The organism is Erythrobacter sp. W36 (genome assembly GCF_057364935.1).
The window spans coordinates 1,343,847-1,360,948 of the sequence record NZ_CP200281.1; the positions used below are offsets into that span (position 1 = coordinate 1,343,847).

Annotated in this window: 2 protein-coding genes; both read right to left on the bottom strand. The window is 55.6% G+C overall.

The features are described from left to right. Positions 1–92: 92 nt before the first annotated feature. On the bottom strand, positions 93–11,579 hold the full coding sequence (locus AC0V6U_RS06640; RefSeq protein WP_472645383.1) for a tandem-95 repeat protein: 11,487 nt from the start codon (positions 11,577–11,579) through the stop codon (positions 93–95). Continuing rightward, a complete protein-coding gene (locus AC0V6U_RS06645; RefSeq protein ID WP_472645384.1) occupies positions 11,530–17,019 on the bottom strand; it encodes a cadherin-like domain-containing protein in 5,490 nt (1,829 codons plus the stop codon). The genes AC0V6U_RS06640 and AC0V6U_RS06645 overlap by 50 nt, the downstream gene beginning before the upstream one ends. Positions 17,020–17,102: the final 83 nt, after the last annotated feature.

Consider the following 17,102-nt stretch of genomic DNA (forward strand, 5'->3'; position numbering starts at 1 on the left):
CGAGTTGGCTGCCCCATACGTCAAACAAACTCGGACACACAAATCTTCGCGCGAGAAGAGCTGGCTTATGGCTCTTCTCGCTGAAGTATCGGCTAAGCCACGAACAGATCAGGGATGTACATCGATCGTTGATCAAGCCGCACGCCGTCCATCGCTGATGGAGCGCCAAACACAGCCATATCCTGATTGATCATCATTAAGCGGCGAGCAAAGTCAGCCCGCGCCTCTTCAAGCTCAGTGCTGTGCTCTGCCTCATTCAGCTCCTGCAACAGGGCACGTTCATATGGCGCGACCTGCAACGACTGGCCTGCGGACACCTCGCTGGTGAATTGCAAGCCAGTAGGCGCCGCCTGATTGGCAGCCACTGAGACACTTCCCACCGGAGCTTGAGAACGCTCAGGTGCACCGAACAAGCGCGAAAGAGCGTCATCGCCACCAGAACGGAGCAGATCGAAGATCTCGTCGTTGGTCGGCAGCTGCGCTTGAGCTCCGAACAGGTCCGCGTAGAACTGGCTTTGGATGCTCGCAAACGTAGTCTGCGCGCTCAGATCCGTTGTTGCTGCGGCGCGGACGCCAGCACCGGGCTGATAGGCCAGCGACACGTCGGCAACCGTGCTGGTCGTGCCATTTGAGCGGGTAAAGCTCGAGGTCGCGGTCACTGCATTCTTGGTCACTTTGACGCGGTCCTGAAGACCGGTGACGGCAAGCGATACCGAGACTATTCCGGCCTCTTCCAGTGTCATCAACTCGCCAGCATCAGTGCGGCCATTAGCGTTGCGATCTTGCCAAACGCGCAGTTCGCCAAACCTTGAATCGTCAACGTCGATGACACCGTCACGGTTGCTATCCATGGCCGCGAGGCCCTGAAGCCCGGTGCGCGCGTCATCGTTCTCTGCTGCAAGCGAAAGTTCGGACGCCTCTGTGATCAACCCGTCATTGTTACGGTCGATGACCAAGAAGGCATCGTCGCCCGAAATCCAACCTGTGTCATCCGCACCGCCGTTGCCATCATAGTCGAAGGCTGCGTTCGATTTGCTGCGTTTGACCAGTTCGACGCCGTCACCGTCCAAATCAAGCACAACAGGTGCAAATCGGCCGTAGGTCTTGTTGCTGAAGGTCAGCAGCGTGTTCGCGCCCAGCTGCCCTGCCCCGGCCGCGCTATCCGAGCGGCGGCGTTTGCGGTCGACCGACACAATGCCGTCTCCGATATGGATCCGATACTTCTTGGCTTTGCGGTCGAAGTCATAGTTCGTGACGCTCATCTCAGTCACGTTGGTGGCGGCTGAGAAGTAGGTCAGTGCCGCATCGGCAAATTCCCGGCGCACGCCGTTCACCAACGTAAAGCTTCCCGTATTGGCAATCGCCACCTCGCCAAACTCAACGGTGCCGTTCACCGCAGTGCCGGTGAGGTCGACCGACGCAATGCCAACTTGCGCTAGGCTGGCAGTCTCACCGTCGTCTACCGCACCATCACCATCGGCATCCTGCCAAACGCCGAATTCTGCGAAGCGCTCATCTTGGGCATTGAGCACGCCATCGCCATTGCTGTCGAACGCAACCAATCCAGCAAGGTCGGTAGCCGCATCTGGTACATCATCGACGAAACTGATTTCCTCGACACCAGACATTGTGCCGTTACCGTCGCGATCCAAATAAAGGAAGGCATCTCCCGATCCGATCCAACTGGTGTCATCGGCCAGACCATCACCGTCCAAATCAAACAGAGCATCGCTGTCCCCGGCACTTAAGGTTTCGATGCCATCCCCAGTCAAATCGAGAATGATCGGAGACACAACCGAAGCGGTCTCGCCGTTCTTGAACGAGAGCAGCTCAATACTGGAGATCGTATCGGTGCCATCATCACCGTCGATCGTTGGTGCGGCATCTACCACTTGTACCGTCCCATCGACCGTCTGGATCACATAGCTATCCCGAAGGCCGAAGTAGAACGCCGTATCAAAGCCGCCATTGCCTTTGATGTCGTCATCTCCAGCGCCGCCCCAGAGCTCGTCGTCGCCATTAAGGCCTTGAAGCCTATCATTGCCATTACCCCCAGCCAGGCGATCGTTCAGCTTGCCGCCTTTGACATGATCATCCCCATCGCCGCCAAACAGCTGATTGATGGCCTTATTATTGCCAAACAGCCTGTCATTGCCAGCGCTGCCCTGAGACCAACCGGTAAACTGGCTGTCGATACGGACATTGACGGTCCCTGTGGCTGTCTCGCTGCCATCGCTGATTGTATAGCTAAAGCTGTCTGTCCCAACAAAGGTGCTATCGACCGAATAGACGATGTTACCATCTGCGTCGAAACTCACCGAACCTGCACCGTTTGTCTCAAACGAAACGATACTCAATGGATCACCATCTGGATCGAAGTCATTTGCGAGCAAATCACTCCGCAGGATGACCAAGTCTTGCGCCTGAATACCAACAAAAATTCCGTCATCACCAGCCACAGGTGGATCATTCGGATCAATGATTGTCACATCAAAGCTGGCGCTCGAGGAAAACTCACCATCACTTGCTGTGACTGTAAAGCTCTCAATTCCATCAAAGTCGTCGGGTGCGATCCCAGTAAAGCGATCGCCATCAAACGAGACCCAAGATGGCAGATCGCCGCCATCAGCTGTTGTTGCACTCAGAACCAGCGTATCACCATCAATGTCGGTAAAGATATCAGCAGGTACAACCCAGTCGAACGCCTCGCGGCCAAAGATCGTGATGTCCACGAGTTCGCCAACCGTTAGCGGAGCGTCATTGACTGGCGTGATTGTCAGATTGAATGTGTCCGAAACACTAAACTCGCCGTCAGTTGCGGTTACAGATACTCGCAGATCACCGTTAAAGTCTTGCGGCGGAGTGCCAGTGAAGTTGCTGCCGTCAAAGGCCAGCCAATTTGGCAAAGTGCCGCCGCTTTCAAGCTCAGCAGTGAAGGTCAGTGTATCGCCGTCAACATCGGCGAAGTTTGCGGTCTCGAGCGAGAAAGAAAATGGCGTATCTTCATCAAATCTCTGCGCAGACAGCGGCGCGATCAGCACTGGCGCATCGTTCACTGGAGTGATCGTCAGCGCAAATCCGCCTTCAGCAGCATATTCGCCATCACCAGCGGTAACTGTGACCTGCAACGTGCCATTAAAATCCGCTGGTGGTGTTCCAGTGAAGGTCGAGCCATCGAAATTGAGCCACGCGGGAAGCGGGGCTCCGCCATTCAGTGCGGCAGTGTAAGTGAGCGCATCACCGTCCACATCGCCGAAGGTGCCGCTCGGGAGGACGAATGAGAATTCAGCATCTTCGGTGATCGTCTGATCAGACATCGGTACGAGAAGCACTGGACGGTCATTGACCGGATCGATTGTGAAAGTGAATGTGCTGCTCGCAGCGAGCAATCCGTCATTCGCGAACACCTCCAGTTCTAGGGTGCCGTTGAAATCCTGCGGCGGCGTGCCCGACAGTGTGGTGCCGTCGAATTGCATCCATACAGGCAGCCCCGTTCCATCCGCCAGTCGAGCTGACAGAGTGAGCGTGTCACCATCGACATCGGCAAAACTTGTCGGGTCAATCGCAAAGGCAAAGCCTTCGTCCTCAACGCCTCCGACATCGGCAAGCGGAGTAACAACTACTGGTGCGTCATTGACGGCCAGGATCGTCAAAGCAAACGGGTCGGAGACCGACTGTTCGCCGTCGCTTGCGGTCATTTGGAGTGAGAGAATGCCATTGAAGTCTTGCGGCGGCGTGCCGTTCAATCGCTCGCCATCGAAGCTGAGCCAAGCAGGCAGCGCACTGCCATCGGCCATCGTTAGCGTGAAGGTCAATGCATCGCCATCAACATCGCCAAAGCCGTCGGTAGGCAATGGCAAGTCGATCGCGCGATCTTCTGCGGTAAGCAGATCGGACAATGGTGTTAGCACAATCGGCGCGTCATTCACCGGAGTAACGGTAAGACGGAACGTGTCACTAACCCCAAGCAGGCCATCATCGGCCATGATCTCGATATCCAGTTCACCATTGAAATCCTGCGGTGGTGTGCCGCTTAGCGTGGTGCCGTCAAAGGCAAGCCATGTCGGCAGTGCCGCACCACCGATCAGGCTCGCAGTTAGCGTGAGAGCATCGCCATCGATGTCGGCAAAGTTGGCAAGTGGCACGTCGACGCTGATGGCGGTATCTTCGGCACTTTCCACATCCGCCAAAGGCGTAAGGACAACAGGTGCATCGTTGACCGGGTCGATGATCAGAGAGAACCCAGCTGTTGCAGTCTCCAACCCGTCAGTCGCCTCAACAATGATATCGAATTGGCCGTTGAAGTCTTGCGGCGGAGTGCCGGTGAAGCGAGTTCCATCAAAGCCGAGCCAGCTTGGCAATGGATCACCCGACTCCAGTGCAGCTGACAGCGTAAGAACATCACCATCAACATCAACATCAACATCAACAAATGCGCCGTCGGGCAGCGGCACGTCAATCGCTGCGTCCTCGGCCGAGTGAACGTCGCTGGCAAACCAGTCGACTAACGCTGGAGCATCGTTGACTGGCAAAATGGTAAAGCTGAACGTGTCGCCTGCAATGAATTCGCCATCGCTCGCAGAGATGGTCAGCGCAAAACTGCCATTGAAATCGCTGGGCGGTGCTCCGTAAATGCGGGCCCCATCGAATTGCAACCAGTCAGGCAAAGCAGAACCGTCAGCCTGCAACAGTGTTATGGCAAGCGGATCCCCGTCGACATCGACAAATTTCGCAATGTCCAAGGTGACATCGAAGGCGGCGTCTTCGTCAATCGCTATATCATCAAAATCGGATAGCAGGACTGGCCCGTCATTGACTGCGCCAAAAGTAATCGAGAACGTGTCGCTGACTGAGAATTCGCCATCGCTGGCGGAAACAGTCACCGATAGAACACCGTTGTAATCCTGAGGCGGATTGGCCGTGAAGCTGCCGTTCTCGAACTGCAACCAATCTGGCAAGGCGGTTCCGTTTACCTGTGTAGCAGTGACCGAAAGTGCGTCGCCATCGACATCGCCGAACGTGTTCGGATCAATCGAAAAGGTGAGCGGTTCGTCTTCGATGCCCGCCACGTCAGGCAGAGAGGCCAAGAGGAGCGGCGCGTCATTGACGGCATCGATAGTGAGACGAAGTGGAGCATCGACGGCAAACTCGCCATCACTAGCAGTCAACATCAAATCGAGTGCGCCGTTAAAGTCTTGCGGCGGTGTTCCGTTGACTTCACCAGTCGCAGCATCGAATTCCACCCAAGCTGGCAGGGCTGACCCGTCAGCCAAGCTCAATGAGTAGCCAAGCGCATCGCCATCAACGTCGGTGATGCGATCAAGCGGCAAGGTGAAAGCGAATGCCTGATCCTCCGCACTAGTCAGCGGATCTAGCGCTGAGAGCAAGATAGGTGCATCATTTACAGGCAAGATAGTCAGCGCAAATGTATCAGCAACGCTAAGCTCGCCGTCATCCGCTATGAGCTGAAGTTCGAGCGTACCATTGAAGTCAGCCGGAGGCGTCCCCTCAAGATGAGTGCCGTTAAAGCTGATCCAAGCCGGAAGGTCGCTGCCATCAGCGAGCTTCACGGCAAAAGTGAGCAAATCTCCATCTACATCACCAATCCCATCAGTCGGCAAAGCAAGACTGAATGCTTCATCTTCTGCGCTCGTAAGATCGCTTAGCGGCACTAGAATTGCAGGCGCATCGTTTACGGACGCAATTGTCAGAGTGAATCCCGCGCTCGCTTCCAGCTCTCCATCGCTGGCGGTTACTAGCAGCTCAAGGTCGCCGTTGAAGTCCTGCGGGGGTGTTCCGGTAAAGCGTGAGCCGTCAAACTCCAGCCAGGCTGGCAATGCAGCACCGCCAACAAGCGTCGCCGATAAGCTCAACGCATCGCCGTCAATATCGGCGAACGCATCCTGAGGCAGTTCGACAGCAATGGCAGTATCTTCGTCGTAAATCGCATCACTCAGTTCGACATTCACGACGGGTGCGTCGTTCACTGGGGTGATGTTGAGCGTGAAGCCTTCGCTTACCGACAAGGCCCCGTCGCTAGCAGTGACAAGTAGCTCTAGAACGCCATTGAAGTCCTGCGGTGGAGTGCCTTCCAACAAACCATTCTCGAAGCGCACCCAATCAGGCGCCGAAGTGCCATCGGACATCGTCAGCGTCAGCTCAAGTGTATCGCCGTCCACATCATTAAACGCGTCACTGCGCAGTGCCATGCTAAACGCGCTGTCCTCGGCACTTGCGAGGTCATCGATACCGCTACCAACCTCAGGTGCGTCGTTTACGGCCTCAATCGAAACCAGCAATTCGCGTACGGTTTCAACCTGACCATCAAAGGCAGCAACTTCCAGAGCAACCGCGCCGTTGTAATCTTGCGGCGGTTGCCCGCTAAGAGTGCGGTTGGCGGCATCATATGTGAGCCATGTCGGAAGAGCCGAACCATCTTTACCTCGCACTTCGATGGTCAGAATATCTCCATCGGGATCGGTTGCGAAGCCAGCAGGCAATGCCGCATTAAACGCCTCGTCTTCGAGGCCGCGCATGATCGGCACCAAATCAATAACCGGCGGGTCGTTCTCTGGCTCAACCCAGACATGCACGCGCGCAGTGTCTGTAAACCCAGAGCTATCGCTTAGCTCATAATCGAACCAGGCCGTGCCATTAAAGTTCTCATCAGGAGTGATCGTGATCTGTCCATTGCCAAGTTCTTCGATGGTCAGACCATTGGTTTCGCCATAGCCAGAGATAAACAAGGCTTGCGGATCGGCGTCACTGTCATTTGCGAGCAGCGCGTCAGCGAAGATGACAAGCGGAAGATCTTCAATTGTCTCAAATGTGTCATCCTGCGCGATAGGCGCGTCTTCAACCGGTAAAACGTTAATCGAGACAGTGGTCCAAACTGGGAAGCCCCGTTCGTTCTGAATCGCATAGCGCAGCGTTACTTCGCCAAAGAAGTTCGGATCGGCTGTGTAGCGATACTGTCCGTTTTCGAGGAGCTCCGCTCCTTCCAGCGTGACAAATTCGAGCGTGCTCCCATCCGGTGCCGTATCATTCGCCATAAGCACAGCGGGATCGATGTCGATATAGCCATCTTCGAGCATTTCGAGGCCGCTATCCGACGACGCAACCGGCAATGGGAAGTCTGGGAAGATGGTCAAATTGACATAACCAATGCTTGATTGGCCATGCTCATCAGTCACGCGGTAGTGGAATCCAGCATCGCCAAAATAGCCGCCATCGGGGTTGAATACGGCCGTCTGTCCGTCCTGAACTACAAAGCCCTGATCGCCATCGAACACCTCGACAATCTCAAAGCTGTCGCCTTCGACATCGCGATCATTGGCAAGGAGTGTCGCGAAGTCGATGACGACTGGCTGATCAACATCACCCACAAATCCAAAGTCATCATTGGCTATCGGCGCATCGTTGACCGCAGCGATATCGAACGTTGCCGTCTGAACTGAGGTCTTACGCCCATCGGTTACCGAGTAGCGGAAGGTGATCGGTCCATTGACGTTTTCATCCGGCACGAACTCGAAACGGCCGCCTGGAAGCTCTTGGATGCGACCACCCTCGACAGAGCGCTGGAGCGATTGGAAGCGAAGTGTATCACCATCCGGGTCGCTGTCGTTGGCCAGCAGGTCATCAATGGTGAAGGTAAATGGAACATCTTCTTCAGTAGCAAAGATGTCTGCGCCCAGTGTTGGTGCCTGATTGGTCGATGCGACATTGACTGTCACCTTGCCAGTTGAGACACCATGCCGGTCATCGGTTATGGTGTATTCGAAACTTGCGTTACCCGAAAAGTTATCTTCCGGAGTAAAGACAATGTTCGTGCCGTCGAACTCAACTGTACCGCGCGACGCATTGCTGACACCAAGGAAGCGTATCGGATCGTCATCAACGTCGAAATCATTGGCCAGCAAACTCGCTGGATCGATCAGCAAAGGCGTATCTTCTACTGCCGCGACGCTATCTGCAACTGCAACTGGCGGATCTTCAAGTGGATTCACCGTTACAACAACGCGGCCATCACGCTCGCCTTCACGATCATCAGTGATTGTGTATGTGAAGCCATCTTGGCCGCTAAAGGCTGCTTCCGGAGTATAGGTTGCGAACGCACCTGCATTGCCGTCGAAGTCGTGCGTGATACCGGCTTTATCGACTACGCCAGCGACATCGCGCGAAACAGTGATGTTGAGTGTCGCAAGGACATCGAGCGGCACTGCACCGGAAACCACACCGGTTGTAGCATTGATCGCAAGCCATGTCGGAAGTTCCGAGCCATCCGCAAGCGTCGCTGAGAAGACCGCACCACTGACGGCCTCAAGACCTGCCGGCGGATCAATCGAAACCGTTGCTAGTTCAAGAACAACAACGCCTGATGGCGCCGCGCCAAGCGCTGTCACCCGGATTTCATCGCCATCGCGGTCGAAATCGTTCGCAAGGAGCGAGGCGACTTCGAAACGGATCGAAGCACCTTCATCTACCGCAAGGGCATCACTGCCCGCATCAGGCCGCTCTCGCGTCGGGCGGACATTGAAGAAGATAAGCGCAGGCTCGTCCGAAACCGCACCTTTCTCGTCGCCTGCGTCGTAAGAGAAAACAACGGTACCGTTGAAATCGATTGGCGTGACGAGGTCGATACGTTCATCTTGAACGCTCAGCCCAAGCCCATTGAGACCGCTAACGGAAACCGTATCATCGACAACAACCTCGGTAATTACCGACATGGTCGGCAGGTCAATTCCGTTGCCAGTGACATCAATCCGCACAGGTAGCGCACCGACGAATTCTGGCGGCGGTGTGCCTGCAAAGGAGAGGGTGTCAGCGTCGAAACTGAGCCAATCATTGAGCGGAGCGCCGCTCTCACGAGATACTGCGAGCTCTGCCGCTTCACCCAAATCGAGTGCAAACAAACCTTGGGAAGCGAAGAATGGATCGCCTGCAAGAATGGCATTGATTGCAGGATCGATGCCAGTGGCAGGGTCGATAACGAACTCCAGTGTGAAGCCTCTATCGCTCGATGCCACAGTGCCACTGGCCAAAGTACGTTTTGGTGGAGTGAAGACCACCTGCAGGCGGACAGGCTCTGCATCCACATCGGGTTCGAAACCAGTCAAAGCGAGCGAACGCGTATCGGCATCAAATTCAAGCCAATCTGGCAGCGGGCGACCACCATTCAGCTGAGCAGCGATGCTCGCTCCTGCAAGATCGAAAAGCGCGATATCGCTGTCATATGCTATCGAGCCACTCGCCAGCGCAGTGGGATCGATAGAGAGCGTGTCACCGAATGTGATTTCTTCTCCACTGTCCGCATCGGTACGAACGAAGCTGACAGCAACATCGAATGGCGCCGTCACATCTTGTGGAACCGTGCCGCTGAAGCTGAGCGTCCCCGCATCGAAAACAAGCCAATCTGGCAGAACGGATCCATCGGTGAGCGTCGCTGTGACAACTGTATCGTCATCCACACGCAGCGCGTCGAACTCAAGGTTTGTTGAGTGATCTTCACGGACACGGAAGCCAGACAGCACGTTGTTGCTGACTTCAACGCCCCCATCAAGGTCAGCCTGTTCAAGAGCAAAGCGCTTATTGAAGATACGTCCGTTCGCCGAATCTTCGACCCAGACATCGACAATGACGGAGCCATCCGCGTCGGAAGGAAGGGTGCCAGAGAACGTCATGGTCGCTGCGTCGAACACGAGTGTGTCGGCCAGAACAGTGCCGTCGGCCATCCGTGCACTGACTTCGAAGTCGGCCGAGAGCCATTTGTGTTCGACCACTCCGACCACACTAGCCCGTTCGAAGAACAGGACGTCGCCATCTGGCTCGATATCGTTGCCGAATGCTTCTGCTGGAATGACGAATTGCGGTCCGTCTTCGAGACCTGACACGAGATCGTTCCGCAGGATTGCAGACTCATTGCGCGGAAGGATGGTCAGACCGACCCAAGCAGTGTCGAAGCCGCCGCGACCATCGCTAATGGTGTATTCGAAACCAGCCGAACCGTTAAAGTCGGCCTTCGGCGCAAACTCTATCAGCCCATCCTCATTGATGCGAACTTTGCCATTGGTTGCGAAGCGAGACAGACTTTCAAGCGTCAAGATATCGCCGTTCTCATCGCTGTCGTTGGCTAACAACTGGGCCGGATCGATAATCAGGATCTGATCTTCCAACGTCCGGAAACCATAATCGTTGCGAGCCACGGGCGCGTCATTATCCGGCTTCACGAATAGCTTATATAGTAGTGTTGAAGCCGCGCCGCGCTCATCAATTACCTGATATTCAAGGTATGCCGAGCCCAAGGCATCTGCCGTGAACAGGAAGTCACCCGTCGCATCGTCTATAGTGACTGTCCCATTTGACGCAGGATTGTCGTCCGCACCTGGGAACAGCCCGACAAAGCTGATCGCGTCACCTTCGATATCGTAGCTATTGGCGAGCAAATCGGCTTGAGAGATACGCTGAACGGAGCTCAAGCGAACCTTGTGAACGGTGTCATCCGCGCGCGGTCCATCATTGACCGGCGAGACATAGACTTCAACCGTTGCCACCGACGTGGCGCCATCACCATCAGCCAATACATATTGGAATCCGGCGGTGCCGAAATAGTCACCCCGCAGCTTGAACTCGAGATAATCGCCCTTAATCGAACCACTCATGTTCGAGGCAGCAAATCGATAGTCAATATGCTTGAAGCGATCGATATCGCTGCCTTGGAAATTCTCTAGCGGCCGGATGCCGACAATACGCAGATTCTCGACATCTGCTGGTCCGTCGATATCGAAATCATTGGCGAGGAGAGTGTCGATGCGAACACGGAAGATTTGATCTTCGGTCGCATATTGCAGATCGTCATCCACGGCAGTCGGAGCATCATTGACCGGTGCGAGGTTCACTTCGACCCGTGCATCACTTTCGCGCCCGAACTCGTCACGAACCACATAGTAGAAGAAGGCATCGCCATTGTGGTTTGGCGCACCTAGGAACTCGATCATGCCATCATCGGTCACTCTGGCTGTGCCATCGATGGCACGGTCGATCCCGACGAAGGAAAGTGTCGACACATCATCTGCGTCGTTCGCGATAAGTTGCGCCGGATCGATGAGGATAGGCTCGTCTTCTTGCGCGAAACGAATCGTATCGTCCGCTGCGTTGAAGCGTCCCACACGCTGGAGCGTGTCGATCGTATCACGATCCCAGATAGTGCCATTGTCGAAGACAATTTCTTCAATACCAGTTTCGCGTCCGAGGAAGTGATCGGTCACTCGGATTGTGTCGATCAGGAAGCCATCATCACGCTCAAACTCGATGAAGAGGTCATCGCCATCGCGCAGGATGGAGACATCCTTCGGAGCGACAGTCGAATTCAATACAATCCTGTCGATATCGGCTGCATCGCCGAGCTCGTTGATAGTGTCTTCATCGCCTTCGATGCCAAACACATAGCTATCCGAACCGAAGCCTCCGGCAATCACATCCTTGCCGAAGCCGCCTTCGAACGTCTCGTCTGCCGCGCTGCCAGTGAACGTATCATCGTACACCGAACCGACCAGCATTTCTGATGTTGAGCAAAGTGTCACCAAGCGCTTCGCCAGCTAGTCCGATGCCCTGAGCAAGGTCGATTTCGACCGCTTCATCAGCAACGCTGTAGTCCGCGATGTCGAAGCCTCCGCGGCCATCGATCACATCAGCGCCTCGACTACCGCGAATGCGGTTGTCCCCATCATCGCCGCGGATCGTGTCATCGTGATAGGAACCTTGGACGATTTCGATGCCACTGAATGTGTCGCCCAGCGCATCGCCACCGCCTGCACTGCCATCAGCCATATCGATGGTTACGCCTTCAACCGAAAGCGTATAGTCTGCAATATCAATACCTTCGCCGCCCAGAAGCGCATCCGCGCCGCGACCTCCGATCAAAACATCGTCGCCAGCGCCACCGATCAAAGTGTCGTCGCCGCGCTTGCCGGATAGCAGGTTGTTACCAATGTCGCCCTCAAGCGCGTCAGCGAAATCCGAACCGATCAGGTTCTCAATGCTGACCAGCACATCACCCTCTGCCTCTCCGCCAAGTGCAGTTCCCGCCATCAGCGAGATCGCTACACCTGCAGTGGAGAATTCGTAGACTGCGGTATCATTGCCTTCGCCGCCGTCGATTGCGTCAGCACCTTGGCCGCCTGAAATGGTATCGTCACCTTCACCACCACTCAGGGTGTCTGCACCGCCACGGCCTTCTAGGATATCACGACCCTCGCGACCTTCGAGACGATTGTCTGCTGCATCACCACCGAGTTGGTCGTTCCAGATCGTGCCGATCAGGGCTTCGATGCCGATATAGACATCGCCCTGAGCAAACCCACCTTGACCAACGCGCGATTCAAGGTCTGCGCGAATGCCAATGTCAGAACCTTCGAAGGTTACAGTGTCATAACCAGCACCGCCGTCGAGCCGGTCGGCCCCATCGCCGCCGTCAATAGTATCATCGCCTTCGCCGGCTTCGACCCAATCATCGCCAGATTCGGCCGATATCGTATCATTGCCGCCCGCACCAAGAATTCTATCGTTTTGCGACAGACCCTTGATCAGGTCGGCTCCCGGAGTGCCTTCGATGTAGTCCGGGTCTGGAGTGCCATTCAGTACACCTGCATAGAAATCAGCGACATTGGCGAACGCAAAGCCAGTGTCTTCGGCGCCATCTGCATCAGCAATACGGTATTCGATTGCGATCTGCCCGCTGAAGCCCTCGTCGAAGCGGACTACAACAAACTGCTCGCCTGCCCATTCTACAATCTCGACTTCGCCGACCTGGACGCGTTCGCCCAGCTGCAATGGATCATAGGCAAGCACCGCGTCCACGCCGACAAAGCTCGGTCGAGCACGAGACGGGTTATCGAGGTCAACGTCAGGCACGCCATCGCCATCCGTATCAATCTGTTCGATATCAAAGTCATTGGCGAGCAGGTCGCTAACGCGAATGACTAGTGGCGCATCTTGCGGGGTCACAAACCCGAAGTCATCGGACACGGTCGGGTCATCGTTCGACGGCACGATGACGATATTGACCTTGCCCTCAGCTTCTCCATCCGTTCCGTCGGTAATGCGATAGCGGAAACCGCCAGAGGCAGTTGCATCATTGTTGGGCGTGAACAGCAGATTGCCATCCGCGTCGTACTCAAGCGTCCCGTTTAACGGAGCGTCAAAATTGTTAAGGTGCCAACCAAGGAAAGTCAGAGGGTCGCGATCGATATCGGTGTCGTTTGCGAGGAGGGAGTCGATCTCAATGACCGTCGGCACGTCTTCTGAGACATAGATCGTATCAGGCGCGACGACCGGAGGTGCATCACCGACATTCTCGAACCACAAGGTAACACGGCCGCCATCTACCAGCCCCTCTGGATCGGTGACGCTGTAGCCGAAGGTGGCCTCGCCCCAGAAGTCCGCGTCGGGTGTGAAGATAATATTGCCGTTCTCGACGACGAGGTCGCCGTTCACAGCATCGGTTGCTTCTTCAAAGGTGACTGCGAAGCCTTCGATATCAAAATCGTTCTTTAGCAATTCGACGATCGGAATGACCATCACCGTATCTTCTGTACCGCGCAAAATCGGCAACTGATCGCTCTTGTAGCTGTCGTCCCGGGCAACCGGCCTGTCATTCACCGGTTGATAGACGACCGTTGCGCGTGCCCAAGAGACACCGCCTTGCCCGTCGGAGACCTGATAGTCGAACCACGCTTCGCCATTGAAATTTGTCGATGGCTCGAAAAGTACCGTTCCATTATCAAGCAAGCGTGCACGGCCGCCGAAGTCCTGCCCAACGGCGGTAACCGTCATCGGGTCGCCATCACGCTCGATATCATTTGCCAGCAGCTGATCGGCTGAGATGACAATCGGGTTGTCTTCTAGGATAGGGCTGCCGTCCTGGTTCGTCTCAAAGCGGTCGTCTGTAAGGTCAGGTGCGTCATTGACTGGCGTTATGGTAAAGCTGACCCGCCCGCTTGACGTACCACCAGCACCGTCGCTGACCGTGTAATCAAAGTAAGCAGCGCCCCAGTAATAGTCGGTCGGAGTGACGGCAATCAGTCCGTCCTCGCCTATCTCGACTTGGACGTTAGCATTGGAGCTGACTGACTCGATGGTCAGCGTATCGCCATCGATATCGCTATCATTCGAAGTCAGAATACGTGGATCAATCGAGAAGGCCGTTCCCTCGGCCACCGCTGGCACGCCGTCGTTGCGCGCGACTGGCGCGTCGTTGACTGGCGTGACGTCGATGAAGACCTTGGCCTCGGCGCGGCCACCTTCCGGCGTATTCGCGACATAGCTGAATTCAGCACGGCCATTGAAGTTAGCATCCGGAGTAAAGCTGATATTGCCATCGCTCGACAGCGCGACGCTGCCATTGACTGCATCAAATACATCACCGACGACCATGCGGTCGCCATCGAGGTCGTTGGACAATAGACGCTCAACTCGGACAACAATGCTGCTGTCTTCTTCCACGGTAAAGCCATCGTCGTCGAAAGCGGTTGCGATTGGACGCACGCGCACTTCGATTGTGCTTTCGTCAAACCCATTGCGCCCATCAGCGAGCGTGTAGGACAGGGTAACTGGGCCGTAGTAGCCGCCAATAGCAGTGAAACGTACATCACCGTTTGTGTCGATCATCGCGACACCATTCTCGCCGCCATCGACTGCCACGATACGCAGCGTATCTCCGTCCGCATCGAAGTCGTTAGCAAGCAGTGTAGCAGCGCTGATGATCAGCTCATTACCGGTGATGACAGAGAAGGTCCCGTCAGCGGACGCGTTCGGCGCGCGGTTGGCCAGTCGGTCGCGGATCGTATCCGCTGTCCAGCTAATGCCGTCAGCGAAGGTGTACAGCTCGATCCCTGTGCCACCATCCGATAGAGCGCGCGTGACAGTCAGGCTATCGTCCGCGTTTCCTGCAACGCGGAAGACGACCGTATCGCTACCGCGTGCGAGACGCTCGACGGAAACATCTGTCGATTTGATATCAAGGAAAGTGACACTGTCACCGCCACTATTGGAACGCTCGTCAATCCGATCGTGCCCAGCCCCGGTTTCAAATGCATAAGCATCTGCGCCGCCAAGACCGACAAGCAAATCATCGCCAGCACGAGCCGCAAAACTGTCGGCTCCATCGAAGCCAAACACATTGTCATCGCCTAAGCCATCGCTCGCATCGAGCGTGGCAGTTCGCATCTCATCGCGGTTCCAAGTCGTGCCGTCAGCGAACTGCACCGTGACAGTGCGGCTACCGCTGTTCGCAGATGACAATGCACCAACCAGCGAAACGCGATCTCCGGGATTAGAAAATGTTAGAATCAGATCGAGATTGTCGGGCCCGCCGCGCGCAACCGACTGCAAGTCGGAAACATCATAGTCGGTGAGGACCAGAACATCGCTGCCTCCAGCAAGCGGCTCGAACCGATCATCTCCATCACCAGCCGAATAATTGTAGCTATCGGCACCGAGCCCGCCATCTCCGAGATCGTTGCCCAGGCCGCCATCAATGGTGTCATCACCATCCGTACCGATAAGCACATCATTACCATCGGTCGCTTCACCAGCGACCAGCGCGGCCTGAATATCCGCCAGCACCAATTCTGTGCCGTCGGACAATCCAATTGTCTCAACACCAGCGTTCGACAGCAGCCCGCCAACGATAGCGATTTGATCAGTCGTTCCGTTGAAGCGAATGACGAGGTCATTTTCACCACGCCGCGTAAACCGCAGGTCCTCAAGCGTGTAGCCGTCGATTTCAAGCCGGTCGCCAGTTGAAGAAGCGCCGTCATTGATCGTATCGCTGCCGTCACCCAAGGTGAAGAGGTACGTGTCGTTGCCACCCTTCCCAGCCAAGGTGTCATTACCCAGACCACCTTCAATTATGTTGGCCTCGGCATTGCCTGTAATCACATCGCCAGAGAAGGTTCCCGCGCGGGCGATCAGATCTTGTGTCCCCCACACAGTGCCATCGTCAAAGCGCACTTCCTCAATAGTGCCAGAGCCCAATGCTTCTTCAATCGCGATTCGAGCTTCTGTACCTTTGATACGAAGCACGAACACGCTCCCATCGCTGCTCTGCTCAACCGTAACATCATCTGGCGTAACGTCGGCAGCAAACTCGAGCACATCATTGCCCGATGCGTCAGCGATCCGGTCGTGCCCGCCATCGCGGGCGAAGCGATAGAGATCACCATCCGCACCACCTTCAAGGCGATCATTGCCCGCCCCGCCATCGAGAATGTCGGCACCAGCCAAGCCTTGGATAAGCTCGTCGTCCGATCCGCCCGTCAAAACGTTTGCAGTCACATCGCCAACAATGCGTCCAGTGGATTCTTCAGCGACTGCGGCGAGCGCAATGAGTGTCGCTTCACTCCAAACCGTTCCATCGGCAAACTCGACAATACCGATTCCCATACCGACCTCAGCAGGCGCACCCAGATCGATGCGATCATCGGTTCCCGAAATCCGCAGAACGAGATTGCTCTCACCCGGCACAGCCTCGATCATTGAAGGATCAATACCTACGCCAAACACAAGGCGATTGGCACCAGACGCATCAGCTATGACATCCTGGCCATCGCCAATATCAAAGCGATAGGAGTCATCCCCGTCGCCGCCAGCAAGGAGGTCGTTCCCTGTTCCGCCAATAAGAGTATCGGCAAACTCGCTGCCGGTCAGCTGATCATTCCCAGCGCCGCCATCGAGGGTGCCTGATCGGATCGAGGCCGTTCGGAACAAGCGGACGTTATCAAGCGCGGCCCCGTCACTATTTAGTGACCCGAGACCTCTGAAAGACAGTTCATTCTTACCGTCAATCGCGACCAAGTCGAGTGACTTCGTTCGATAGTCAAGTCCGGTCTCTGCGACCGTGAGAACAAGACTACCGTTCCAATACACCTCGAAAGATCCAGAGGCGATGGACGTACGATTGGCATGATCGAATTCTAAACGCAGCCCTTCCCCGGCATGGAGACCAGAAATCGTCTGCCCCATCCAGGTATTGCCTGCCGATTCAAGGTCGATCCAGTTAGAACCATCACTCGCCGATATCCCTTCAGCCAGCCCACCAATGATCT